The following is a 24,057-nucleotide window of genomic DNA, read 5'->3' on the forward strand; positions in this document are numbered from 1 at the left end:
ACGCATTCGGTCGTCAGGTTATCGCTACCTGGCAACCTTGTGTGAATCGGCAGCTCTTAGAGCGCGCAGGAAACGCAGCCCTCGACCTCGGTGCCCTCGAGGGCCATCTGGCGCAGGCGGATGTAGTAGAGCGTCTTGATGCCCTTCTTCCATGCGTAGATCTGTGCCTTGTTGATGTCGCGGGTCGTGGCGGTGTCCTTGAAGAACAGGGTCAGGGACAGGCCCTGGTCCACGTGCTGCGTGGCAACGGCGTAGGTGTCGATGACCTTCTCGTAGCCGATTTCGTACGCATCCTGGTAGAACTCCAGGTTGTCGTTGGTCAGGTAGGGAGCCGGGTAGTAGACGCGCCCGATCTTGCCTTCCTTGCGGATCTCGATCTTCGCGGCCACCGGGTGGATCGAGGAGGTCGAGTTGTTGATGTAGGAGATCGACCCGGTCGGCGGAACGGCCTGCAGGTTCTGGTTGTAGATGCCGTGCTCCATGACGGAGGCCTTCAGCGCACGCCAGTCGTCCTGCGTCGGGATGTCGATCCCGGCGAAGAGCTCGCGCACACGCTCGGTGGCCGGAACCCATTCGGCCTCGGTGTACTTGTCGAAGTACTCGCCGGTGGCGTACTTCGAGTCGGCGAAGCCCTCGAAGGCCTCGTTCTTCTCGATGGCCAGTAGGTTCGAGGCACGCAGCGCGTGGAACACCACGGTGTAGAAGTAGATGTTGGTGAAGTCCAACCCTTCTTCCGAGCCGTAGTGGACGCGTTCGCGGGCCAGGAAGCCGTGCAGGTTCATCTGTCCCAGGCCGATGGCGTGGGTCTTGGCGTTGCCCTGGGCAATCGAGGGAACCGAGTTGATGTACGACATGTCGGAGACGGCCGAAAGCGCGCGGATGGCGGTTTCGATCGAGGCACCGAGGTTCTTGCCGTCCATCGCCTTGGCGATGTTCATCGACCCGAGGTTGCAGGAAATGTCCTTGCCAACGGTGTCGTAGCTCAGGTCTTCGTTGTACTCCGAGGCGGTCGAAACCTGCAGGATCTCCGAGCACAGGTTGCTCATCGAGATCTTGCCCTTGATCGGGTTGGCGCGGTTTACCGTGTCCTCGAACATGATGTACGGGTAACCGGACTCGAACTGGATCTCTGCCAGGGTCTGGAAGAACTCGCGGGCATTGATCTTGGTCTTCTTGATGCGCGCATCGTCGACCATCTCGTAGTACTTCTCGGTGACGAAGATGTCGCTGAAGGGCACGCCGTAGACCCGCTGGACGTCGTAAGGCGAGAACAGGTACATGTCCTCGTTCTTGCGGGCCAGGTCGAAGGTGATGTCCGGAACCACAACGCCCAGGGAGAGGGTCTTGATGCGGATCTTCTCATCGGCGTTCTCGCGCTTGGTGTCCAGGAAGCGCAGGATGTCCGGGTGGTGGGCATTGAGGTAGACCGCGCCGGCACCCTGGCGTGCGCCAAGCTGGTTGGCGTAGGAGAAGCTGTCTTCGAGAAGCTTCATCACGGGGATGACGCCGGAGGACTGGTTCTCGATCTGCTTGATCGGGGCACCGTGTTCGCGGACGTTGGTCAGCGACAGGGCGACACCGCCGCCGCGCTTGGACAGCTGCAGCGAGGAGTTGATGCCACGGGAGATCGATTCCATGTTGTCTTCGATGCGAAGCAGGAAGCACGAAACGAGCTCGCCGCGCTGGGCCTTGCCGGCGTTCAGGAACGTCGGGGTCGCCGGCTGGAAGCGACCCTCGATGATCTCGTCGACCAGGGCGATGGCCACCTTCTCGTCGCCGCGGGCCAGGTGCAAGGCAACCATGCAGACCCGGTCCTCGTAGCGTTCGAGGTAGCGCTTGCCGTCAAAGGTCTTCAAGGTATACGAGGTGTAGAACTTGAAGGCGCCCAGGAAAGTCTCGAAGCGGAACTTCTTGGCGTAGGCACCGCGGTAAAGGTCGCGGATGAAGTTCATCGTGTACTGGTCGAGCGTCTCGCGCTCGTAGTACTCGTGCTTGACCAGGTATTCGAGCTTCTCGTCGAGGTCGTGGAAGAACACGGTGTTGTTGTTCACGTGCTCCAAGAAGTACTGACGTGCTGCGGCACGGTCTGCCTCGAACTGGATGCGTCCGTCGGAACCGTACAGGTTCAACATGGCGTTCAGCTCGTGGTAACCCAGGCCCTGAAAAGCTGCGGGCAATTCCTTAGAATCTTGCTTCATTTCAGGTTCTGCGACTTTCGTGTCCAAAAGACTTCCAATCCTTCGCGAACTCGGGTCACATCTTCTGGAGTGCCCATCAGTTCAAATTTGTATAGAAGCGGAACCTTGCATTTGGCTGCGATCTTGATCGCGGCCAAGCAATAGGTGGTTCCAAAGTTGGTGTTTCCGGCACCTATTACGCCTCGTAACAGGTTTCGGTTGCGTACATCGTTGAGGAATTTTACGACCTGCGGCGGGATGGACCGTTCTCCCTTTTCGCCACCGTAGGTGGGAAGCAGAAGCACGAACGGCTCGCTTGCCACCAGGTGTGGATCGCGGTTCTTCAACGGAATGCGGGCGCAATCCAGATCGAGCTTTTCCATGAACCGGTGTGTGTAACCGGAAGCCGAGGAGAAATAGATCAAGTTGCTGTTGGTAAGTACCTCCGCCGGCACGGCGTGGTCATGCATTGGTGGTGTGGCCAACGCTGAACTAGGCATTTTTGATCGCCTCGCAATTACTCGAATCGGTAAGGCTGGGTGTGGCTGGTCAGGCTACGGACGAGGCCATTTCCTGGGCCAGTGCGTCGATCTTGTCCGGGCGGAAGCCCGACCAGTGGTCGGCGTCAGTGATGACAACCGGTGCCTGCATGTAGCCCAAAGCACGAACGCGCTCCAGGGCAGCGGGATCCTGCGAAATGTCAACGCTCTGGTAAACGATGCCCTTCTTGTCAAGAGCTCGGTAGGTTGCGTTGCACTGTACGCATGCTGGCTTCGTGTAAACCGTGACGGTCATGTCCGTAAATCCCCTCGTGCAAAAATCTGTGTATGTGTTGTGGCTGGTTCCCTATGCGCGCTCCCCGCGGGAGTGATGCATACGGACTTTGTGTCCCGGCGGCTACGAAGCCTTCGGGGGCGGAGATTCGTACATTTCTCCGTATTCCGGAAGTTCGCGCACTAGGCCTCACCAGCTAATTCAATACTACATCTAGTGGGACCCCGAGGGTTAGACCCCAACATGATGTATTACACCCCTGTCATTCAACTCACCGGCAGTCCACAAGCACTGTGGATAAACATCCCTCGTTAAACCGCGTGAATCCAACGAAATCGAAAATCTATCCACACCCTGTGGAGCAATCGACCAGAGATAAAAGAGTTGGCGTGTCGTTCGGCACGGCGTGTCGATCTTTAGCCGTCGAACCACAAGATATGGCGTGGCCGATTGAACATTAGCACTACGGGTAGTGCCCCGGCCGACCCGACACCGCACTTTCCCCCACAAATGGTGCAGTTCGGCCTGCACGGCCCAAACCGGAGGCAAAAGCCGTTCCCGACGACAGCCGCCCGCCCGGGCAGGACCCTCCCCGGGCGACTGCCGGACGAACTTGCCGGCGCCTTCGGTCAGCCAAACCTGAAGTTGGCCCGGTCCCGCCGGGTTCCACCGCGCTCGTCTCGCGGTCCCGCGCAGGAAACGCCAACAGCATGGCGGTCTGGAACGTGACGGCGGGCCGGCCCTTCATCGACCAGTCTTGCCCTTGGCACTTCACCGGCGTTTCAGGCCGACGCCAAGAAAGGCTACAGTGAGCGGCAACCCACGTGGGGTTGTTCCAGCAGAAAGCAAAATTACGCCGTCGGGGGCCTCCGCGAAAAATACGGGTCTTCGCCGGCCAGCGCCCTGGCGGTGGCGCTCGCAGCGGCGGCAATCGCCTCTTCGAGGCCACACCCGTTCAGCAAGGCACCCACGGTTGTGCCCAGGAAGCAGTCCCCTGCACCCTTGGCCCGGCTTTCAACCAGTGGGGTCTTCACCAAACGTGTTCCCGCATCCGTGACCAGCAGCGTGTCCACGGTCGCGGCACCGGGGCCGGATGAGGGTGCGGCACTGGTGACAGCAACCCATCGGAGCGTTGGGGTCAGCAGCGACCGCGCCCGTTCTTCCGGCGAGTGGCCGCCGCGTCCCTCGGTGAGCAATCCAAGCTCAAAGTTGTTGGGCGTGACCGCGCCCGCCAAGGGGATCAGGTGCTTGACATAGCCGTCCACGACCTCGGGGGCCGTGTAGAGGCCGACATCCTCATCCCCCATGGCCGGATCCACCACCAGCTGGATGCCGGGGTTGATCTCGCGCACCCGGGAAAACCATTCGCCGATGATTCTTGCCTGGCCCGGATGCGCCAGATACCCGACACAGACGAACTTTGCTTCCCCGAGGACCGCACGCGCCAGAAGGTCATCAAGGATCCCGCCGAGCCAGCCGTCGTCCAGCGCTCCCCCGGCCAGCGATGGATAGTGGGGCAGGTTGCTGAACATGACGGTCGGGATGCAGACGACCCGGTGCCCGGCCCGTTCAATCATCCTGCCGATCACGGTGTTTCCCACCGAGCCAAAGGCCAGTTGGGAGCTGATGACGACGGCGGCAACCGGGCGTCGGTCCAATTCGTAGGGCAGGTCCGGGCTCATGGGACGCGCTGCCTACTGGGCGGCGGTGTTGGGCGCTGCGGGCTTCTCGCCGGCGAACCCGGGCCAGTAGTGGCTGTCGGGCAGTGCCCGTGCACCGAAGATGCCTTGGCCCACGCGGACGACGGTGGCGCCTTCCTGGATGGCGAGTTCGAAATCGCCGCTCATACCCATGGACAACTCTTCGATCTCCATGCCCTCCGGTGCGCTCTCGCGCAGCATGTCACGCAGCTCCCGCAGGCGCACGAAGCATGCCCGCACCGCCTCCTTGTCATCGCTGAACAACGCCAGGGTCATCAGGCCCTTGACGTGGAGCCGGTCGAATTGCGGGAGCTGGTCGACGAATTCCTGCACCTCGGCCGGCGGGAGCCCGAACTTGCTTTCCTCGTTGGAGGTGTTGACCTGGACGAAAACATCGAGCTGGCGGTCCTCGGCCTCGAGCCGGCGCTGCAGTGCCGCGGCCTGGCGGATGTTGTCCAGCGCCTGGAACTCGTCGGCGAATTTCGCCACGAACTTCGCCTTGTTGGTCTGCAGGTTGCCGATGACCGAGAACTTCAATCCCGGGATGTCGGCAAGGTTCTCGGCCTTGCGCGCGGCCTCCTGGACCTTGTTCTCCCCCAGGAAATCCATTCCCGCCGCAACGGCCAGGCGCAAGCGGTCCTCGGGCACGGTCTTGCTGACCGGCAGCAGGCGGATCGAGGCGGGATCGCGCCCCACCTTGCGCGCGGCGGCATCGATGCGGGCCCTGATGGAGGCAAGGTTGTGCTTGAAATCCTCGATGGAGCTGGCGTGGGCTGCGGCGGGTTCGGGGGTGTTCACGGGCAATGTCATGGCGGGGGCAGAGTCTTTCACGATGAGGAACTTCGGATGCTTCAACGCAGGGCCCAAGCGGGTCGATGCGCCACGGCCAACATAGCACGACGATGCGGAGCCCCTAGTCACGATCGGGTGCAAGTTCATTTGCGCCAGGCCCGGACGCATGCGGCGAGGCCGGTGCCGCATGGTGCGGCAATCGGCGTGCCAGGTAGCGGGCATCGCGTCCCGCGCCACCGATGATCCCGGACGTCAGCCCGTACTGGAACGGAAGGCCCATGAACCCCAGCCCGGGGACCCGGGTGCTGATCCCCCGGTCGTGGAAGGGATGGCCCGCCTCGTCCACTTCCAGGCCATGGACCCAGGAGAAGTCGGGCCGGTACCCCGTCGCCCAGATGATCGTGGATGCCTCGATTGCCGTCCCGTCTTGCGCCACCATCACGCCGTCGCGCACGTCGGCGATCTTTCCGGCACGGATGACCCCTGCGGAGTCGACGTCCTCCACCGTCAGGCCGATCAGTGGTGCACCGTGGGCAAGGACCTCCTTGGCGACCTTGCGTCCCGCCGGCGTGGAACGCGTCAGCATGCGGTGGACCAGCAGCCAGTACAGCGCCGGCGCGAAATGGATGAGGGCGTCGGGCACATGGGCGGTCGGTTTCCCGCACAGCGTGACTTCCCGGCTGGCGGCCAGCTCGCAGGCGATCTGGGCCCCCGAGGTGCCGAATCCCACCACGGCAACCGGGCCTTCGGGAAGCAGCTGCGGGTTTCGGTACTCGCTCGAATGCAGCTGGGTCGTGCCGGCGGAAATCCGGTCGGCAAACGCCGGGATCTTCGGAGCCTGGTGGACGCCGGTGGCCACGACCACGCGGTCCGCGGTGAAGATCCCGTCGGTGGTGTGCACCGTGAATCCCCCGTCCGCGCCAAGGTCCATGCCCGTGGCGGTGGTCGAGGAACGGATCGGCATGCCAAAGGCCTCGGCGTAGGCTTCCAGGTAGTCGGCGACGGCACCGGCCATGGGAAGATCTCCGCGCCTGGCCGGGAACCGGCGCCCCGGCAGCCCGTCGTGTGCCGCGGGCGTGAAAAGTTGCAGGGAATCCCAGCGCGATCGCCAGCTGCTGCCCGGTGCCGGCCCGGAATCCAGCACGACGTGGTCCTCGCCTGCTTTCCCCAGTTCGTGGGCCATGGACAACCCGCAGTGGCCTGCTCCCACGATGATCGTGCCGTGGTTGTTGGTCTGGCTTTGCATGGTGGACTCCTTGGTTCCGCGCGTAGCGACCCCTCGTTCATTAGAATACTCTTCCAGTCAGTGGAGCGCTATTCTTTTGTCATGGAGTCCACCCCGATGGCCAAGCCCAACCGCCGGGCGCAGCAGAGCGCCGAGACCAGTGCGTTGATCATTTCCACGGCACGCAACCTCTTCATGGAGCAGGGCTTCGTCCCCACCACCATCGAGAAGCTGGCGCGCGAATGCGGGGTAGCTGTCCAGACCATCTACAACTCGGTGGGCACCAAGACGCAGATCCTGTCCCGGATAATCGACCAGGCGGCCTCGGGCGAACGTGCACCGGCATCCCCGCTCGAGTTCCTCGCCGCCGAGCTGGAGCGCACCGCCACGCCCGACGACGTTGCAACGGTCCTGTCGGCGTGGTTTGCCGAAGTCAACGGGCGCATGGCACCGGTCCACAAGGTCCTTTCCGACGCCGCGGCGGTGGATCCCGCGGCGGCGACCCTGCAGCGGGCCCGCGATGTCCAGCGCTTTGAGCGCTACCTGGCGGTGCCTGGCCTGCTGCGGGACCGCGGGGGGCTGCAAGGCGGACAACAGGACGAGGATGTCGCGGCACTGATCTGGAACACCGGGCATCCCCAGGCCTACCGTTTCCTGGTCGCCGAACGGGGCTGGTCGTCGGAGCGCTACGAACGCTGGTGCCATGCGACGCTGGCCGGCACATTTTCCTGAACGCGCAGCGAAGACCATTCCCGCGGGCACGGCAAGGCGCCGCCCTTCCCCCGAGGGAAAGGACGGCGCCAAAAGTCCGCTTCCGGGTGCGGCTAGACCTTCTTGACGACGGAGGACTTCAGGTGCATCGGCCCGAAACCGTCGACCTTGCACGAGATGTCGTGGCCGTCTATGGGGTCGACCAGGCGGATGTTGCGCACCTTGGTGCCGACCTTGATGGACTGGGCCTGGCCCTTGACCTTCAGGTCCTTGACCACGGAGACGGTGTCGCCATCCGCCAGCACGTTGCCAACCGAGTCCTTGATGACCGTTTCCTGCGGCTCCTCGACGGTTTCCGCTTCGGCGGTCCACTCGTGGGCGCACTCGGGGCAGACCAGCAGGGCACCCATCTCGTAGGTGTAGGGGCTTGAACAATGCGGGCACGATGGCAGAACGTCACTCATGGCACCCATTCTAGGCGGCGGGCACAAATCGGTGGCGCGAAACCCGCTTCCGGGGCACGTCCGCGACCCTGAAGCGGCACACCTGCTTCCTGTCTTGGGTGCCGGTGGGCGGTGCCGCACGGCGCACCCGCGCGGCGAACACCCCGGCAATCCCGACGGCCAACGCCAGCACCACGGGCAGCAGCCAGAGCAGCAGCAGGCTTACCACCCACGCCACCGCCTGCCGTGCGGTTCCGACCCCGCACCGGGCCATGGCCGCCGCGACCAGGACCACAGGCAGCCACCGTGCCACCGCCAACACCGCGGGAACCACCGGGGGCGCGGTACCCGCACCCAGGACCATCGTTGGCGCGTACAGCCACGGCTCCACCGACAACGCCGCCGGGGTCAGCCGACCAAGGCCCCCCGGCGCCCGGCGCGGGCCACCAGGAACAACGCCGCAAGCCCCAGGACGACGCCCAGCGCGATGACGACCAGCACGCCGCCGAAGTAGATGTTCGCCGCCATCGTGGCATCCAAGCCGTCCCGGACCACCGCGGCGGTCTGGATCGCCGCACAGGCGATGGTCGCGAAGGCGAGGGTCGCGAAGGCTCCAATCCCTGCATGGGCGGAGGCCTGCCCCGCGCCGCCGGGGGTGCTGCGCGGACCGCCACTCCGGCGACCCCGGGCCCAGGATGACTATGGAAAGGATCTGCGCGAGGAAGTACTGGCTGAAAGGCAGCAGCACGCTGGGCATGTCCTCGTGCAGGGTGTCGATGGCCTGCAGGTTCTGCAGCGGGAGCCCCAGGCCCGTGGCCAGCCACGGCAGCGGGCCCACGCCGACCGCGCCGATCCCCACAAGAAGTACCACCATGTCCGGTGTTTGTTACCGGGCCGCGGCCGGGCCTACGGATTCGGGGTTGACGTCATGGCTTGCATTCGTCCATGGTCCGGCGGGGCAAGCCGTCGGTGCCTGGTTCACGCCGCGACCTCAGGCACCAAGAAGCCGACCGACGCCCACCGCGGCACAGGCCCACAGGACACTGACGAAGGTCCCGAGGATGAACTGCTCGGCGGCGGCGTGCTGCTTGAGTTCGGAGAACCTGCCAAGACCCTTCACCGCCAGGACCACGGCCAGGCCCTCGGGCCAGGCGGCCCAGAGCGTCGCGGCAATCGCCGCGCGTTCCAGCAGCCCGATCCACATGCCCCCGCGCAGCGGGCTGGCATCCGGGTCGTGGTCTTCGCCGGCATGGTCCCGTGCCCGCCTGAACGCCGCGAGCCGGAAGACGGTCTCCGTGACGGGCCCGCCGCCAAGTGTTGCCGCGGCCACGCTGGCAACGATGACCAGCTCAGGGGGAACCTGCCCCGCCCCGGGGGCGTGGTTGCCCAGTGCGGCGAGGATTCCGGCGAGCGCCAGCGCCGCCACCAGCAGGGCGCTGGTCAGCGATTGCTTCAGCGGCCAGCGGAAGCCCGAAGCGGCGAAATACCGCGGGGCACCCAGGGCGAGTACCGCCAGGAGCAATACCCAGGCAATCCAGTTCATGTGCGTCGTCCGCCTTCCGCGTTCAGGGCATATTCGTGCAGGGCCGCACCTGCCGCGGCGGCCAGCCGGGTGGCTTCGTACCAAAGCCCGGAGGCCAGCCGTGCCGAGACCGCCTGCTGCGAGATGCCCAGCCTGGCCGCGACCTGCTGTTGGGTCAGGCCCCGGGAGACCAATATGCCAGCTTCGGCCGACGATTCGGTGCGGCGCGCGTTGACCATCGCGACCAGTTGCAGTTCGGCCTCCAGGCGTTCGGCCCCGTTGCCGGGCCCGGACAGGGCCAGGGACCCGCTGGAGCCCTTGGCCCGTTCCACGGCGTCGCGGGCGTGTTCGAAGGCGGGACCGCGGCCGGCGCGCGTCTGCTCGGGCATCGGGGTCTCCACGGCCCCGACGCCGATCCCCACGCTCCATTCCCCCGTGCGTGCCACGTCCAGGGCCAGGGCTACCGCGGTGGCACCGTCCCGGAGCACGCCCTGGATCTCGTCGCCGGCGGTTCGCTCGAATCCGCGCACGGCTTCGTAGTCGGTGGCCAGCCGCTGCAGCAGGGCCTCGACCTTGTCCGGTCCCGACCGGGAGCGGCGCTGGTCTATGGTGATGATGATCATTCCACAAATGTACAGACTTGTATGACTCTTTACAAGCCTCAAGATTTGTAGATGAAAACACAAGGCGAACGGCTGGCGCGGCGCCGCCATCCCCGTTGCCCCGTCCATCCGCGGGGGCATAGCATCCAAGGGGTGAGGATAGTTGCGATGGAACATCCATGCCCCGCCACCTGATCGTCCACGGTGCAGGCTCCCGGCTGTCCTGCACCGTCTCGCCCGGCACCGGTCCCGAGGTGTTCTTCCTCAACGGCGCATTTTCCACCGGCCACGATTGGAAGCAGGTCCTGCGCGACCTGTCCCCCGACCACCACACCGTGACCTTTGACGCCCGCGGACGGGGCCGCTCGCCAAGCCACGCGGACTATTCGTTTTCCGGGGCGCTGGACGACGTGGCCAGTGTGCTCGCCGCCGCGAAGCTGCAGCACCCCATCCTGGTCGGCTGGTCGCACGGGGCCACCCTGGCCCTGCGCTACGCCGCCACGCATCCGGGCGCGGTTGCCGGGATCGTGCTCATTGACGGTGACTTCCCCGTGCGGGTCTTCCACGAAAAGGCACAAAGACGCATCCGCAGGCAGTACCGGCTGCTCAAGGCACCGATGGCCGTGCTTGGCTCCCTGGGCATCATGTCCACGCTGGCGCACCACCGGGCCGCCGACCTGGTGGTGGAGCTAGATGAGATCGACGCGGGGCTGCTGCCCGATTACCGCTCCCTGGACTGCCCCGCGCTGATCATCGCAGGCTCGGGGCCGCACCCGGGCTCCCCCGCGGCGGAAATGCGCACGATGCGCGCCGCGGCGGCACTGGCCTGCGGGGCCAACGCGCGGGTACGGCTGTTCTCCACGGTTCCGGCCAACCACCTGCGGATCCTGTCCAGGCATCCCACCGTCATCACCTCCGCCATCCACGCCCTGGCCTCCCGCACCTAGCCACCGCGCCCTGGCCGGCGGACCGCACCCCGGGCGGCGCCCGGACAACCCCTTGACTTGCCGGAATTTGCGGCGACACTTTAGTCAGGAGCACCCCGGAACCACCGCCCGGCAGGGAATGGGGACCACCAACGCCGGGCACACCACCGGTTTCCGGGAAACACTCGCCTGACTTGCACCCCCGGGTGCCTTGGGGCTCACGCCATCGGCCCGATGGTGCCGTTGCGGCACCCACCGGGATGGCGAATCGGTGCCGCGAAGCCGCGGTGCCTCCCGATCCGACGCCGTCCGCCCGGCTGCCGGCAGCACCACCACGCACGGGGCCGCCACCCGCGCACCCGCCTCCCCAGGAGAACCCACCCATGGCCACCAACGGCATCGCCGCCTCCGCATTGCGCTCCGCGATCGACGGCGAGGTATTCGGTTCCACCGACCCCGGGTTCGAAGCCGCCTGCCTCGGATTCAACCTGGCCCACGAGTTCCGGCCGGACATCGCGGTGCTGCCGCGCTCAAGCAGGGACGTCGCCGCCGCGGTGCGCCATGCCGCCGACCACGGGCTGGAGGTCCACGTGCAGGCCACCGGCCACGGGCTGGGCACCCAGACCCACGGCGGGATGCTCGTCAACACCGCGGGGCTGCAGGAACTGGACCTGGATCCGGAGGCCCGCAGCGTGCGCGTCGGGGCCGGGGTGCGCTGGAGCAAGGTCATTGCCGCGGCCGCACCGCACGGGCTGGCCCCGCTGAACGGTTCCTCCCCGGAGGTCGGGGTCGTCGGCTACACCATGGGCGGTGGCATCGGGCCGATGGGGCGCACTTTCGGGTTTGCCGCGGACCACGTGACCGCGCTGCGGATGGTCACCGCCTCCGGCGACACGCTCGAGGTCGACGCCGTGCGGGAACCGGAACTCTTCTGGGCGCTGCGCGGCGGCAAGTGCTCCGTCGGCATCGTCACGCAGCTGCAGTTCGCCCTGCACCCGGTCGCCGAGGTCTACGGCGGCGGCATCTTCTTTGCCGGGCAGCACGCTCCGGAGCTGTTCCACGCCTTCGGCCCGTGGGCGCGCTCCCTGCCCGAGTCCACGACCGTCTCCATCGCCTTGCTGCGGCTGCCCGATGCCCCGGAGTTCCCCGAACCGTTGCGCGGCAAGACCACGGTGCACCTGCGCTATGTCCACGTGGGCGGCGACCAGCAGGGCGCGGCGTTGCTCGCCCCCATGCGCGGCACCGCCGGAGCGCTGGTCGACATGGTGGCGATGATGCCGTACTCCCTGATCGGGTCCGTCCACCAGGACCCCACCGACCCGATGCCCGCCTGGGACGCCTCGCTGCTGCTGGGCTCCCTGGATGCCGGCGCGATCGACGCCCTGCTGGAAACCGCCGGGCCCCAGCTGCAGGTCCCGCTCATCCTGGCCGAGCTGCGCCACCTGGGCGGCGCCTTCGCCCGCCAGCCCAAGCACCCCAACGCCGTGGGCAGGCGTGATGCCGCCTTCGCGGTGAACGTGGTCGGCCCCTACGCCCCACAGCTGCAGGAAGCGGTGGCGGCCAGTGGCCTGGCGGTGCTGGACGCCATGGAACCGTGGTCCCACGGGGGACCCTCGATCAATTTCCGCGGCTTCTCCTGGGCCCCGCAGGATGTGCGCAAGGCCTGGGAACCCGGGCACGTCGAGCGCCTGCGCCGGATCAAGGCGGGCTGGGACCCGGATTCGCGATTCCGCTTCGGCTACCAGCTGGACTGAGCTCCGGGCCCCGGGCCCACATCCCCCCGCGACGTGCCCGTCCGGTCCATGGGCGCAGCCATTGGCTTGCGGCGTCCCGAATTTCAGCAGCGACGGTGGTTTCTCCCCCGCGCGTGCGCGCTTGGATGTACCGCTTCGTGGCATACGTAGGGCGACGCGCGACGGAACCGGCAACAGCGCACCCGCCCGCCACCTCCACGGGGGACTATTTGCCCTGTTGGTGTCCCGCACCCGGGCGTACGTTGGTGCCCAGCACGGCAGCACGCGTTCCCACCCCGAGGCGGCACATCATGTCAGGGGGAATTTTCCGCACGAAAACCATTGAGCAGACGATGGCCGAAACCGAGGAACCCGAACACAAGCTCAAGAAGAACCTGGGCGCACTGGATTTGATCGTCTTCGGTGTCGGGGTGAGCATCGGCGCCGGCATCTTCGTGCTCACCGGACAGGCCGCGGCGTCCAACGCCGGGCCGGCCATCTCGATCTCCTTCCTGATCGCCGGGCTCGGCTGCGGGCTGGCGGCCCTGTGCTATGCCGAACTGGCTTCCAGCGTCCCGGCCGCCGGTAGCGCCTACACCTACACGTACGCGACCATGGGCGAACTTCTGGCCTGGATCATCGGCTGGGACCTGATCCTGGAATTCACCGTCGGGTCCGCCGCCCTGGCCACCTCCTTCAGCCAGTACCTGGGCGTGGTCCTGTCCGGCACCCCCTTCGCCATCCCCGAGGCGATCGCCACCGCGGAAAACGGCGTGCTGAACCTGCCCGCGGGACTGCTGGTCGTCGGCCTGGCCATCGTGCTGATCTCCGGGGTGAAGCTCTCCAGCCGCATCAACCAGGTCGTCACGGCCATCAAGATCCTCGTCGTGCTCGCGGTGATCATCGTCGGGGCGTTCTTCATCAACCTGGCCAACTGGTCCCCGTTCATCCCGCCGGCTCAATCCCCGGCGGCCTCCAGCGGCGGCGCACTGCACCTGCCGCTGGTGCAAACGATCTTCGGACTCGATCCCAGCGTCTTTGGCATCGGCGGGGTCTTTGCCGCCGCCGCCATGGTGTTCTTCGCCTTCATCGGCTTCGACGTCGTGGCCACCACCGCCGAGGAGACACGCAACCCGCAACGCAACATGCCCATCGGCATCTTCGGTTCCCTGGTCATCGTCACGGTGCTCTACATGGCGGTGTCCCTGGTGATCACCGGCATGCAAAGCTACAAGGACATCGACCCCGACGACGGGGCACCGCTGGCCACCGCCTTCGTGAACGCCGGGCTGCCGGTGATGGGCGACCTGATCGCGATCGGCGCCTGCATCGGGCTGGTGGTGGTGTGCATGATCCTGTTCCTGGGCCAGACCCGCGTGGGCTTCGCCATGGCCCGCGACGGACTCTTCCCGGCCGCGCTGGCCAAGACCCACCCGCGCTTCGGCACCCCCTACCGGTTCACGATCCTTGCCGCCATCCCGATCGCCGTCCTGGCCACCTTCGTGCCGTTGTCCACGCTCGCGGAACTGGTCAACATCGGCACACTGGCCGCGTTTGTGCTGGTGTCCATCGGGGTCATGGTGCTGCGCCGCACCCGCCCGGATTTGCCGCGCGCCTTCAAGGTGCCGTGGGTGCCGGTGATCCCGATCGCCGCGGTCATCGTCTGTTTCTACCTGATGCTGAATCTGGCCCTGGAGACCTGGATCCGCTTCGTGATCTGGCTGGCCATCGGCTTCGTCGTCTATTTCGCCTACTCGCGGAGGCACAGCCGGCTGAACCAACCAACCTCCGTTCCTTGAGCTTCTTCACCGGGGCACCGGGGCCCTCGCCGTCTCAGGAAGGCATCACGATGATGACCTTGCCCTTCGCGCGCCTGGATTCAAGGCGTTCGAAGGCGCTGGCAAAATCGTCCAAGGGGTAGGTGCTGTCGATGCCGAGCTTCAGCTTCCCCGCATCGACCAACCCGCACAGCAGCGCCAGCCCGCCGGCATCGGGCTCCATGAAGAAGAAATCATACGTGGCACCGGCCGCGGCGGCCGCCTTCCTGGCCTTGCGGCTCATGGCTGCGGCGACCGGGCGCACCAGCGCCCGGCGCAGGCCGGAGACCTCCTCCGGGATCCCCTCGGGGGTCAGCGGCCCGGTGATGGACACGACCTTTCCACCGGCGCGCACGCGGGTGAACACGTCGAGGTCCGTTTCGAGGCCAACCAGGTCCAACACCTTGTCGAACTGCTCCGCGTAATCGGAAACCTTGGACTCGCGGTAGTTGATCACCAGATCCGCGCCGGCCTGCTCGACGACCTGGCGCCCCTCCGGGGATGCGGTGGTGGTCACGTGTGCCCCGGCCAGCTTGGCCAGCTGGATCGCCAGCAGGCCCACTCCCCCTGCGCCGCCGGTCACCAGCAGCCGTTCCCCGGATTGCAGGTCCAGGTGCTTGGGGCCCAGCGCCTGCTGCGCGGTAAGGCCCGCCAGCGGCAGCGCCGCGGCATTAACCAGGGCAACGGACTTCGGCGCGGGGGCCACCAGGGCTTCGTCGATGGCCAGGTACTGGGCCAGGGCACCCAGCGCCGTCTTGCCCACGCGTGAAACCACCCGGTCCCCCACCGCGAAGCGGGAGGCCCCGGGACCGAGCGCGGTGACGACCCCGCTGAGTTCGTTCCCGGCGATCTTCGGGAACTTGTAGGGGTGAAGCATCTTCATGGTTCCGGCCCGTTGCATCGCGTCGACCGGGTTCAGTCCCACAGCGGCGACCTTGACGAGAACCTGGTTGGCGGCGGGTCGCGGTTCGGGCAGTTCCAGGACCGTCATGGCCTCCGGGCCGCCGTACCTGGTGTAGGCAATGGCTTTCATGTTTTCCTCCGTCGCACCAGGGATCACCACGCTTCACGGCGAACACTTCAGGCGATCATCCGGCGGGGCAGGTGCACCTAGAATCTACACGCCCACACCGGACAGGCCACCGTGATCCCGCTCTCAGTGTCCGGCGACCCTCGGCCCCGGGAACCGGTACGGAAATCCACCACATCCGATTCCGGAGTTCGTTCTTCCGGGCGGCGGGCGGCCGAACCGGTTTCCCGCGGAGGCAATGCACGGTGGCGGTTGGCACGATTGGATGCCGGCACGCCGGCTCCCGTGGCAGACCGGTTCGACGGCAACGCCGCGTCGCGGTTGAGCCCGTGTGGCGGCCGCCCCGCCGCCAAGCGGCACCAGGGATCGCCAGCAGGGTTGCAGAACGCGGCTGCGGCCCCGGCCGCATCGGGACACAAAAAAGGCCTCCGACCTGAGCCGGAGACCTTTTTATTCTTGCTATCTGGTGGAGGTAAGGGGATTCGAACCCCTGACCTTCTGCATGCCATGCAGACGCGCTACCAACTGCGCCATACCCCCAGATGAGAGCCGCCCTTGCGGGCAACTCAACCATCATAGGCCACACAAAACGCGTGGCGCAAATCGAGGGACCCTAGAGCGAATCGGGGAGCGTTTCGATGTGCGACATGTCGGTGGCGGGCTCGCCGGTGGTCGGCAGCTCGATGAGCGGGCAGTCGCCCCACAGGCGCTCCAGGGCGTAGAAGACGCGGTCCTCGTTGTGCTGGACGTGGATGACCACATCCGCGTAGTCGAGCAGGACCCAGCGGCCCGCGCCACGGCCTTCGCGGCGTACCGGGCGGATGTCGAACTCCTCGGCCAGCTTGTCCTCGACCTCGTCGACGATCGCGTTGACCTGGCGCTCGGAGGAAGCCGAGGCGATCAGGAAGGCGTCGGTGACACCGAGGCGCTCGGAAACGTCAAGGGCGATCAGGTTTTCGGCCTGCTTCTCGGCGGCGGCCAGTGCCGCGGCCTTGACCAGGTTGATGGAATGTTCGTGGGCGCTCATAGGGGGTTCTCCTTGAGGGAATTGTGGCGTCGCAAAAGCGCGCTAGTTGGAGTTCAGGAACATGATGAGGCCGGCCACCAGGGCCGCGCCTCCAACGGACAAGGCCGCGATGACCATCAAGTACATGTTGTTGGCACGGCGCATTCCGGCGGTCTGCACGTCCAACGGCTCGAGCCCCTGGGCGCGCACGGCACGCACGGGAGGACGAGACGTCGAGGGCCCAACATCTTCGGCGCGGGGAGCCCTGGATTCGGGTGCCGCCACCGCCTTGCCGGCGGCCGGGGCCGCGGGGGCCTTGGCCGGTGCTGCTGCGGCAGCTTGTTTCGCGGCGGGCGGCTTGGAGCCGCCAGCCGATGCCTGGGCCGGAGTAGCAGCCTTTGGCTTGTGCGCAGGTGTGACCGCCGGGGCTTTCGCTGCCGGGGTCGTCGGCTGGGGCGCCCGGGGCGCCGAAGCCGGAGTCTTGGTGGCCGGGGCCGCGGTGGATTGCGGTTCCTCGACGATGGTGCCCTGGTCGGTCATGGCGATGTTGTAGCCACGTGTCAGCGGACCGGAGATGCCGGTGTTGACCAGCTTCTTCTCGATGTCCTCTTCAACCAGGTGGTTCATGGCCCCGGTGAAGGGGTCCGAGCGGCGGGCACCGGCCCGCTGGGTGTTTTCCTCCTGCATGCGCAGGCGTTCGGCGGCGCGGCGGGAAATGATCGCGGCGCGCGCGGCAAGCTCCCGCTGCTGGGCCAGGACCTCCAGGTCCACGTTGGCCAGGTCTTCCTCGGGCGCGATGAGCAGCGGTTCGCTCGGGGCGGCACCGCCGGAGCGCTGGCGCAACGCCAGGGCCTCCTCGACGCTCATCTGCGGCGAGGGGGTTTCGGGGTCGGCTGGCGGCTGGGCCGCTGCTGGCTTGGCCGAGGCCGGCTTGCCGGGCGCGGGCTTGGCCGCTGCTGCTTTGGCCGGTGCTGCTTTGGGCGGTGCCGGCGTGGCCTTGGGTGCGGGTGCGGACTGCGCGGCTGCCGGGGCCTGTGCGGCTCCCGCGTCCTTCGCGGCACCCAGGGCCTGCAGGCGCATCTGCTTGCGCGTCAGCGGCGCCGGGTCCTCGGCGGGGGCAGGGTCCTTGGGTGAAAGTTCGGAGACTTCCTGTTCCAGGCGGCGACGGGTGCGCAGTGCCTCGCGGTCGCGGGCACGCTGCAGGGAGGTGCGCTCGGTGCGCTCCGGCATCGCGTCAACTGCACCGGTGGCGGCGCGACGGCTGCGCGCAGGTTCCGCCGGTTCCAGCACCGGCTTGGCATCCACGGGCTCTTCGACGGGCGTGGCGGCAGGCGTTGCAGCAGCCGGCCTGGCTGCAGGTTTCTCGACCGGCTTCTCGACCGGCTTGGCAACGGCGGGCTTTTCGGCCTGCTTGGCGGCAGGCTTCTGGACAATTCCGGGAGCGGGTTGCGCCGTCGGCACGGTGGCCTTGGGCACGGGGACTTCCGCCGCTGGCTTGGCCGCCGCCGGCTTCGCTGCGGCGGGTTTGGCCGCTTCGGGCTTCGGTGCGGGGGGCACGGGCTTTTGGCCCGCCGCCGCCTCGCGGGCAAGCTGGGCTTCGGCCTCGGCACGTCGCTGCTCCCGCAGGGCTCGCCTGCTGAGCGCGGGCCCGGTCTCGTCGCTCATCTTGTCCATTCCCGGCCGTCTCTATTCCTGGCCGTTGCTTACTGCGTTGTTCTTGTCGTTGTACAGCTTGTACTTGGCGATGTACTGCACCACGCCGTCGGGCACCAGATACCAGACCGGATGCGCGGTCCGCACCCGTTCACGGCAATCCGTTGAGGAAATCGCCATCGCCGGGACCTCCATCAGCGACACGTCGTTGCGGTCCAGCACCGGCAACTCGTGGCCGGGCCTGGTGACCCCCACGAAATGCGCCAGCTGCCACAGCTCCTCGGCGTTCTTCCACCCCATGATCTGCGCCATGGCGTCCGCGCCGGTGATGAAGAACAGCTCCGCCTCCGGACGCTGTGCGCGCAGGTCCCGCAGCGTGTCGATGGTGTACGTGGGGCCGGGTCGGTCGATGTCCACCCGGCTCACCGTGAAGCGGGGGTTTGCCGCGGTGGCGATCACCGTCATCAGGTAGCGGTGCTCGGCCGGGGCCACGTCGCGGTCCGACTTCTGCCACGGTTCCCCGGTGGGCACGAACACGACTTCGTCAAGGTCGAAGACCGAGGCGACTTCGCTGGCTGCCACGAGGTGCCCGTGGTGGATCGGATCGAAGGTGCCGCCCATGACGCCTAGGCGAAATGGGCGGTCCGTACGTTCGGCCTCGAGACGGCTAGTGATGGCCGTGCTTGTTGGTGTGCGTACGGTGGGTGTCCTCGGGTTCCGGCTTGACCTGGTGGCGGTTTCCCACGTTGGAGTAGGACATGGTGATCAGCAGCATCAGCATGAACAGCAGGAAGATTCCGCCGCCGACAAGCAGCGCCTGGGTCTGGGTGGCCATTCCACCGGTGGACTCGGAAGCCAGGATCGCCGCGTTCAGGGACTGGGTAAACATGTTTCTCCAGGTTGCTATGTGTGCCGGGCCCGCGCAGGCGCGCACGGCACGTTGTTGTAACTATTTTGTCTCGTTAGCCTCTATCGTACCCACCTTGGCACGCGGCTACGAACGAACATGCCCATCGCCTTGCACAATCCACTTGGTCGTGGTCAGCTCGCGCAGGCCCATCGGACCGCGGGCGTGCATCTTCTGCGTCGAAATGCCGACCTCGGCACCCAGTCCCAGTTGCCCGCCATCGGTGAACCGGGTGGAGGCGTTGACGATCACCGCGGCCGAGTCGACCTCGGCGATGAAGCGCTCGGCATGGGCAAGGTTGTTGGTCAGGATCGCCTCGGTGTGACCGGTGCTGTGCGCACGGATGTGCTTGATCGCACCATCCAGGTCGTCAACCACGGCCACGGCCAGGTCCAGGTCCATGTATTCGGTGTCCCAGTCCTCCTCGACGGCGTCGATGGTCGGGATGCCACCGGCCAGCGCCTTCGCGCGGGCATCTACGTGCAGGCGCACCCCGGCCCTGGACAGCGCGGCAAGCACCTCGGGGGCCGCGGCGGCCTTAGCGTTCAGGAGCAGGGTCTCAACGGTGTTGCACACCGAGGGGCGCTGGGTCTTGGCATTGAGCAGGATCGGGGCGGCCATGGCGGCATCGGCGGACTCGTCGAGGTAGATGTGCACGTTGCCCTCACCGGTCTCGATGACCGGGACGCTGGCGGTGGTGACCACGCGCTGGATCAGCTCGCGCCCGCCGCGCGGAATCAGCACGTCGATCTTGCCGCGCGCCCCCATCATCGCGTCGGCGCCGTCGCGGCCCCAGGGATCGACCGAGGCCACGGCGTCGGCGGGCAGTCCCACCGTTTCCAGGGCGTCGCGGATCAGGGCCAGCAGCGCCTCGTTGGAGTGTGCGGCGGCGCTTCCCCCGCGCAGCAGCACCGCGTTTCCGCTCTTCAATGCCAGCCCGGCGATGTCGACGGTGACGTTGGGGCGGGCCTCGTAGATGGCGCCGATGACGCCCATGGGCACGTGCACCTGGCGCAACCTCAGCCCGTTGGGCAGGGTCTGTCCGCGCAGCACGGTGCCCACCGGGTCCGGCAGCCCGGCCAGTTCCTCCAGGGCGGCGATCAGCGCGTCGACGCGCGCGTCGTTCAGGCGCAGCCGGTCCAGCAGCGCCTCGGTGGTGCCGTTGGCGCGCCCGGCCTCGATGTCCTTGGCGTTGGCCTTGATCACGGCCTTGCGGTTGGCATCCAGCGAGGCCGCGATGGCCAGCAGCGCCCGGTCCTTCCAGTTGCGGTCCGCCCGGGCCAGCACGCGCGAGGCGGCGCGGGCGCGGTCGGCCAGCCTGGCCACGGCGAGGGTGGCGGCCTCGGGCCCGCCGGTGTCCTGGGCGGCATCGGTCAGGGTGAAGGCTGCATCAATGTTCTGGCTCATAATCCCTTATTCTACGGTGGATGCACCGAAGCCCGCCCCCATGTTAAGCACGGGGGCGGGCTTCGGTCGCGGCTGCGCTGCTAGACCACGACCAGGTCGTCGACGTGCACCACTGCGCGTTCGTAGGAGCTGCCCAGGTCCTCGCCGAGCTCGTGCGTGGAGCGCCCGAGCATCTGCGGCAGTTCCGCGGAGGAGAAGTTGACCAGGCCGCGGGCAATGACCAGCCCGGAGCCGTCGGTGATCTCCACCGCGTCCCCGGCCTCGAAGGAGCCGTTGATCCCGGTGATCCCGGCCGGCAGCAGCGAGGCGACCCCGGAGGCCACGGCGCGCACCGCACCCGGGTCCAGCAGCAGCCGGCCCTGGGTGGTGGCCAGGTGCGCCAGCCACAGCATCCGGGTGGAACGCCGCCCGCCGCGGGCGGAGAACCACGTGCCCACGTCTTGGCCGGCCAGCGCCGCTGCGGCGTTGGCGGTGGACGTGACCAGGGTGGGGATGCCCGATTCGGCGCTCATGGTGGCGGCCTCGACCTTGGTGGCCATGCCCCCGGTGCCCAATCCCGCGGATCCGGTGGACCCGATGCGCAACGCCTCGAGGTCTTCCGCGCGCTCGATCGACGGCACGCGCACGCCCCCGGCATTCGGCGGGGCGTCGTAGACCGCGTCGATGTCCGAGAGCAGCAGCAGCGCGTCGGCCTTGACCAGGTGCGCCACCAGGGCCGCGAGCCGGTCGTTGTCCCCGAAGCGGATCTCGTGGGTGGCCACGGTGTCGTTTTCGTTCACGATCGGCACCACGCCCAGGGCCAGCAACCGGTTCAGCGCGCGGAACGCGTTGGCGTATTGCTGGCGGCGGATCAGGTCGTCGGCGGTCAACAGGACCTGGCCGACCGTGATCCCGTGGGCGGAAAACGCCTGGGTGTACTTCGCCATGAGCAGGCCCTGGCCCACCGAGGCCGCAGCCTGCTGGGTAGCCAGGTCGCGCGGCCGGCGCCCCAGGTCAAGGGGCGCCAGTCCGGCGGCGATGGCTCCGGAGGAAACCAGGATCAGCTCGGTCCCGGCGGTGTTGACCGCCGCGAGGCGGTCCACCAGGGAGCTGAGGGCCTCCTCGGAGATGCCCCCGGCCAGCGTGGTCAGGGACGAGGAACCGACCTTGACCACGATGCGCGAGGCGCGGGGCAGGTCCTGGCGTTGCGTGATGCCCGAGGGCTGGTGTGTGGCGCGCACTGTTCCTCGGTTACTCCCCGGACTTGGGTAGTTGGTGCTTGTAGTTGACCGACTCCGTCCAGATTCCGGCCTTGCGCTCGGCTTCCAGGTCTTCGCGGGCGGCGGCCTTGGCGCCCTTGCGCGCCTCGTGCACCGCCTTCTTCTCGTCGCGCGAGGGGCGTGCACCGTATTCGGCCAGGCGCTCGTCCTGTCCGCGGCGAGAGCCCAGAAGCTCGGCGCCTGCGGCCATGGTCGGCTCCCAGTCGAAGACCACGGCGTCGACCTCGGAGCCGATGACCACCGCATCCCCGGGCTTGGCACCGAGCTTGTACAGCTGGTTTTCGACGCCCAGCTTGGCCAGGCGGTCGGCCAGGTAGCCCACGGCCTCGTCGTTGCGGAAGTCGGTCTGCATGATCCAGCGTTCGGGCTTTTCGCCGATCACGCGGTAGAGCGGCTCGAGGTTGCGCTCTTCCTTGCGGATGATGAACCCTGCCCGGCTGGCCTTGGTGCCGCGCGGACGCAACACCTCGACGGGAACCGGCAGCGGGGCGGCCTCGATTTTGGCGCGGGCCTCGGTGACCAGTTCGGCCATCGCGAAGGACAGCTCGCGCAGTCCCTCGCGGGTCATCGCGGAGACCTCGAAGACGCGGTAGCCGCGCTTCTCCAGTTCCGGGCGCACAAATCCGGCCATGTCGCGTCCGTCGGGCATGTCAACCTTGTTCAGGGCGATCAGGCGCGGGCGTTCGTTCAGCGGGATGATCTGGCCGTCGGCGCCGGCGAACGAGGAGTCGACCTCGTAGGCGTCGAGTTCGGCCTGGATGATGTCCAGGTCGGAGACCGGGTCGCGGTCCGCTTCCAGGGCGCCGCAGTCAAGCACGTGCACCAGGGCGGCGCAGCGCTCGACGTGGCGCAGGAACTCCAGGCCCAGGCCGCGGCCCTCGGAGGCCCCGGGGATCAGGCCCGGGACGTCGGCCACGGTGTAGCGGACCTCTCCGGCCTGCACGACGCCGAGGTTCGGGACCAGCGTGGTGAAGGGGTAGTCGGCGATCTTGGGGCGCGCGGCTGACAGCGCGGCGATCAGCGAGGACTTGCCGGCCGAGGGGTAGCCCACCAGGGCCACGTCGGCTACGGACTTGAGTTCCAGGACAACCTCGGCGGAGGCGCCGGGGGTGCCCAGCAGCGCGAATCCGGGGGCCTTGCGGCGCTGGCTGGACAAACCTGCGTTGCCCAGGCCGCCAAGGCCGCCGGCGGCAATGATGTATTCGGTTCCGTCGCCGATCAGGTCGGCAAGGATCTCGCCGTCTCGGGTCTTGACCACGGTGCCCTCGGGCACCGGAAGGATGAGGGTCTCGCCGTTCTTGCCGGGGCGCAGGTCTCCCTTGCCGCCCTCGCCGTTGCCGGCGTGGCGGTGCGGCGAGTGGTGGTAGGACAGCAGCGTGGTGGTCTGGGCGTCGACACGCAGGATCACGTCTCCGCCGTTGCCGCCGCTTCCGCCGTCGGGCCCGCCCAGGGGCTTGAACTTTTCGCGTTTGATGGAGACACAGCCGTGCCCACCGGTACCACCGGAGACATGGAGGACCACTCGGTCGATGAAGGCTGCCACGGTTGAAAGCTCCTAGCAAAAAAGGGTGGCGTTCCGCGCGCTGCTCCCGGGGACGGGAGGCGGCAAAACACAGGGGTTTTGGAAAAACACATAGAGGGTGAGCCGTGCGGCCCACCCTCTACAGTGTAATGAATGCGGTTACGCGCTTAGTTAGCCAGCGGTAACGATGTTCACGACTTTACGGCCGCGGCGCGTGCCGAATTCGACAGCTCCGGCTTCCAGTGCGAACAGGGTGTCGTCCTTGCCGATTCCCACGCCGGCGCCCGGGTGGAAACGGGTGCCGCGCTGGCGAACGATGATTTCACCGGCGGAAACAACCTGACCACCGAAGCGCTTCACGCCCAGGTACTGGGGGTTGGAGTCGCGACCGTTGCGAGTGGAACTCGCGCCCTTCTTACTTGCCATTGAATGTGCCTACCTTCAGGTAATGAGAATTCTTGGAAACAACCGCAATTAAGCGATCGAGGTGACCTTGACCTTGGTCAACGAAGCGCGGAAACCCTGGCGCTTCTTGTAACCGGTCTTGTTCTTGTACTTCTGAATGACAATCTTCTGGCCGCGAAGATTCTCAACGACCTCAGCGGTCACCGTAACCTTGGCCAGCTCGTCGGCAGCCGAAGTTACCTTCTCGCCGTCAACCAGCAACAGGGCCGGCAGTTCAATGGAGGCGCCGGGGGCAGCCTTCAGGCGGTCAAGGGTAACGAGGTCTCCAACAGAAACCTTTTCCTGGCGGCCGCCAGCGCGGACAATTGCGTACACCACGTGGGTACTCACTTCTACTCGACGTTCAATATGTCTTGCTGCGCATCACTACCCCAAAACGAGCCCGG

24 protein-coding genes and 1 tRNA gene are annotated in these 24,057 nt (G+C 66.9%); 4 read left to right on the forward strand and 21 right to left on the reverse strand.

What is annotated here, in order from left to right:
* Positions 1–56 precede the first annotated feature (56 nt).
* The 6 genes from nrdE to J2T21_RS09210 form a co-directional block, all read right to left on the reverse strand.
* Complete coding sequence (gene nrdE, locus J2T21_RS09185) at positions 57–2,198, reverse strand: class 1b ribonucleoside-diphosphate reductase subunit alpha (protein WP_307580673.1); 2,142 nt, start codon at positions 2,196–2,198, stop codon at positions 57–59.
* Positions 2,195–2,677 carry a class Ib ribonucleoside-diphosphate reductase assembly flavoprotein NrdI gene (gene nrdI, locus J2T21_RS09190; protein WP_307580676.1) on the reverse strand — a complete coding sequence of 161 codons (483 nt, stop codon included), beginning with the start codon at positions 2,675–2,677 and terminating at the stop codon, positions 2,195–2,197. Before nrdI ends, nrdE begins: the two co-directional genes overlap by 4 nt.
* 49 nt (positions 2,678–2,726) lie before the next feature.
* The gene (nrdH, locus tag J2T21_RS09195) at positions 2,727–2,972 is read right to left on the reverse strand and encodes a glutaredoxin-like protein NrdH (RefSeq protein ID WP_071216467.1); all 246 of its coding nucleotides are present in this window, start codon (positions 2,970–2,972) and stop codon (positions 2,727–2,729) included.
* 830 nt (positions 2,973–3,802) lie between these two features.
* Entirely contained in the window at positions 3,803–4,633 is an 831-nt protein-coding gene (locus J2T21_RS09200) for a bifunctional hydroxymethylpyrimidine kinase/phosphomethylpyrimidine kinase (protein WP_307580678.1), read from the reverse strand.
* Positions 4,634–4,645: 12 nt separating this feature from the next.
* A complete protein-coding gene (locus J2T21_RS09205) occupies positions 4,646–5,461 on the reverse strand; it encodes a YggS family pyridoxal phosphate-dependent enzyme (protein ID WP_307580680.1) in 816 nt (271 codons plus the stop codon).
* 103 nt (positions 5,462–5,564) lie between these two features.
* Entirely contained in the window at positions 5,565–6,689 is a 1,125-nt protein-coding gene (locus J2T21_RS09210; RefSeq protein ID WP_307580682.1) for a flavin-containing monooxygenase, read from the reverse strand.
* A gap of 81 nt (positions 6,690–6,770) precedes the next feature.
* Between J2T21_RS09210 and J2T21_RS09215 the strand changes: the two genes are divergently transcribed.
* The gene (locus tag J2T21_RS09215; RefSeq protein WP_307580684.1) at positions 6,771–7,400 is read left to right on the forward strand and encodes a TetR/AcrR family transcriptional regulator; all 630 of its coding nucleotides are present in this window, start codon (positions 6,771–6,773) and stop codon (positions 7,398–7,400) included.
* A gap of 92 nt (positions 7,401–7,492) precedes the next feature.
* Here J2T21_RS09215 and J2T21_RS09220 read toward each other — a convergent pair whose 3' ends face one another.
* The 4 genes from J2T21_RS09220 to J2T21_RS09235 all read right to left on the reverse strand — a co-directional run bounded on the left by J2T21_RS09220 (position 7,493) and on the right by J2T21_RS09235 (position 9,967).
* Complete coding sequence (locus J2T21_RS09220; protein ID WP_307580686.1) at positions 7,493–7,843, reverse strand: zinc ribbon domain-containing protein YjdM; 351 nt, start codon at positions 7,841–7,843, stop codon at positions 7,493–7,495.
* Between the two features lie 10 nt (positions 7,844–7,853).
* On the reverse strand, positions 7,854–8,213 hold the full coding sequence (locus J2T21_RS09225) for a hypothetical protein (RefSeq protein WP_307580689.1): 360 nt from the start codon (positions 8,211–8,213) through the stop codon (positions 7,854–7,856).
* Positions 8,214–8,813: 600 nt separating this feature from the next.
* Positions 8,814–9,365 (reverse strand): hypothetical protein, encoded by a 552-nt coding sequence (locus J2T21_RS09230; protein WP_307580691.1) that lies wholly within the window; start codon positions 9,363–9,365, stop codon positions 8,814–8,816.
* Complete coding sequence (locus J2T21_RS09235) at positions 9,362–9,967, reverse strand: helix-turn-helix domain-containing protein (protein WP_307580692.1); 606 nt, start codon at positions 9,965–9,967, stop codon at positions 9,362–9,364. Before J2T21_RS09235 ends, J2T21_RS09230 begins: the two co-directional genes overlap by 4 nt.
* A 158-nt stretch (positions 9,968–10,125) precedes the next feature.
* Between J2T21_RS09235 and J2T21_RS09240 the strand changes: the two genes are divergently transcribed.
* The 3 genes from J2T21_RS09240 to J2T21_RS09250 all read left to right on the forward strand — a co-directional run bounded on the left by J2T21_RS09240 (position 10,126) and on the right by J2T21_RS09250 (position 14,404).
* Entirely contained in the window at positions 10,126–10,893 is a 768-nt protein-coding gene (locus J2T21_RS09240) for an alpha/beta fold hydrolase (RefSeq protein WP_307580694.1), read from the forward strand.
* A 362-nt stretch (positions 10,894–11,255) separates the two neighbouring features.
* Positions 11,256–12,626 carry an FAD-binding oxidoreductase gene (locus J2T21_RS09245; protein ID WP_307580696.1) on the forward strand — a complete coding sequence of 457 codons (1,371 nt, stop codon included), beginning with the start codon at positions 11,256–11,258 and terminating at the stop codon, positions 12,624–12,626.
* A 290-nt stretch (positions 12,627–12,916) separates the two neighbouring features.
* Positions 12,917–14,404, forward strand: coding sequence for an amino acid permease (locus J2T21_RS09250; protein WP_307580698.1), 1,488 nt, complete (start codon positions 12,917–12,919; stop codon positions 14,402–14,404).
* Positions 14,405–14,438: 34 nt separating this feature from the next.
* Here the strand turns inward: J2T21_RS09250 and J2T21_RS09255 are convergent, their stop codons facing one another.
* The 11 genes from J2T21_RS09255 to rplU form a co-directional block, all read right to left on the reverse strand.
* The gene (locus tag J2T21_RS09255; RefSeq protein WP_307580699.1) at positions 14,439–15,455 is read right to left on the reverse strand and encodes an NADP-dependent oxidoreductase; all 1,017 of its coding nucleotides are present in this window, start codon (positions 15,453–15,455) and stop codon (positions 14,439–14,441) included.
* A gap of 461 nt (positions 15,456–15,916) precedes the next feature.
* Positions 15,917–15,992 (reverse strand) — tRNA-Ala (locus J2T21_RS09260).
* A 73-nt stretch (positions 15,993–16,065) separates the two neighbouring features.
* On the reverse strand, positions 16,066–16,479 hold the full coding sequence (rsfS, locus tag J2T21_RS09265; RefSeq protein ID WP_071216454.1) for a ribosome silencing factor: 414 nt from the start codon (positions 16,477–16,479) through the stop codon (positions 16,066–16,068).
* Between the two features lie 42 nt (positions 16,480–16,521).
* Complete coding sequence (locus J2T21_RS09270) at positions 16,522–18,132, reverse strand: hypothetical protein (RefSeq protein WP_307580702.1); 1,611 nt, start codon at positions 18,130–18,132, stop codon at positions 16,522–16,524.
* Positions 18,133–18,144: 12 nt separating this feature from the next.
* Positions 18,145–18,786 carry a nicotinate-nucleotide adenylyltransferase gene (gene nadD / locus J2T21_RS09275; protein WP_083411489.1) on the reverse strand — a complete coding sequence of 214 codons (642 nt, stop codon included), beginning with the start codon at positions 18,784–18,786 and terminating at the stop codon, positions 18,145–18,147.
* A complete protein-coding gene (locus J2T21_RS09280) occupies positions 18,779–19,000 on the reverse strand; it encodes a hypothetical protein (RefSeq protein ID WP_307580703.1) in 222 nt (73 codons plus the stop codon). Before J2T21_RS09280 ends, nadD begins: the two co-directional genes overlap by 8 nt.
* Before the next feature lie 105 nt (positions 19,001–19,105).
* Entirely contained in the window at positions 19,106–20,425 is a 1,320-nt protein-coding gene (locus tag J2T21_RS09285; protein ID WP_307580705.1) for a glutamate-5-semialdehyde dehydrogenase, read from the reverse strand.
* Positions 20,426–20,505: 80 nt separating this feature from the next.
* Positions 20,506–21,645, reverse strand: coding sequence for a glutamate 5-kinase (gene proB, locus J2T21_RS09290; protein ID WP_307580708.1), 1,140 nt, complete (start codon positions 21,643–21,645; stop codon positions 20,506–20,508).
* Between the two features lie 10 nt (positions 21,646–21,655).
* Positions 21,656–23,227: a GTPase ObgE gene (gene obgE, locus J2T21_RS09295; RefSeq protein WP_307580709.1), complete on the reverse strand. Its 1,572-nt coding sequence runs from the start codon at positions 23,225–23,227 to the stop codon at positions 21,656–21,658.
* A 150-nt stretch (positions 23,228–23,377) separates the two neighbouring features.
* A complete protein-coding gene (rpmA, locus tag J2T21_RS09300) occupies positions 23,378–23,632 on the reverse strand; it encodes a 50S ribosomal protein L27 (protein ID WP_071216447.1) in 255 nt (84 codons plus the stop codon).
* 48 nt (positions 23,633–23,680) lie between these two features.
* On the reverse strand, positions 23,681–23,989 hold the full coding sequence (gene rplU, locus J2T21_RS09305; protein WP_007272816.1) for a 50S ribosomal protein L21: 309 nt from the start codon (positions 23,987–23,989) through the stop codon (positions 23,681–23,683).
* Between the last annotated feature and the right edge of the window lie 68 nt (positions 23,990–24,057).

Origin of the sequence: Paeniglutamicibacter psychrophenolicus, from assembly GCF_030812255.1 — a bacterium.
GTDB classification, from domain to species: domain Bacteria; phylum Actinomycetota; class Actinomycetes; order Actinomycetales; family Micrococcaceae; genus Paeniglutamicibacter; species Paeniglutamicibacter psychrophenolicus_A.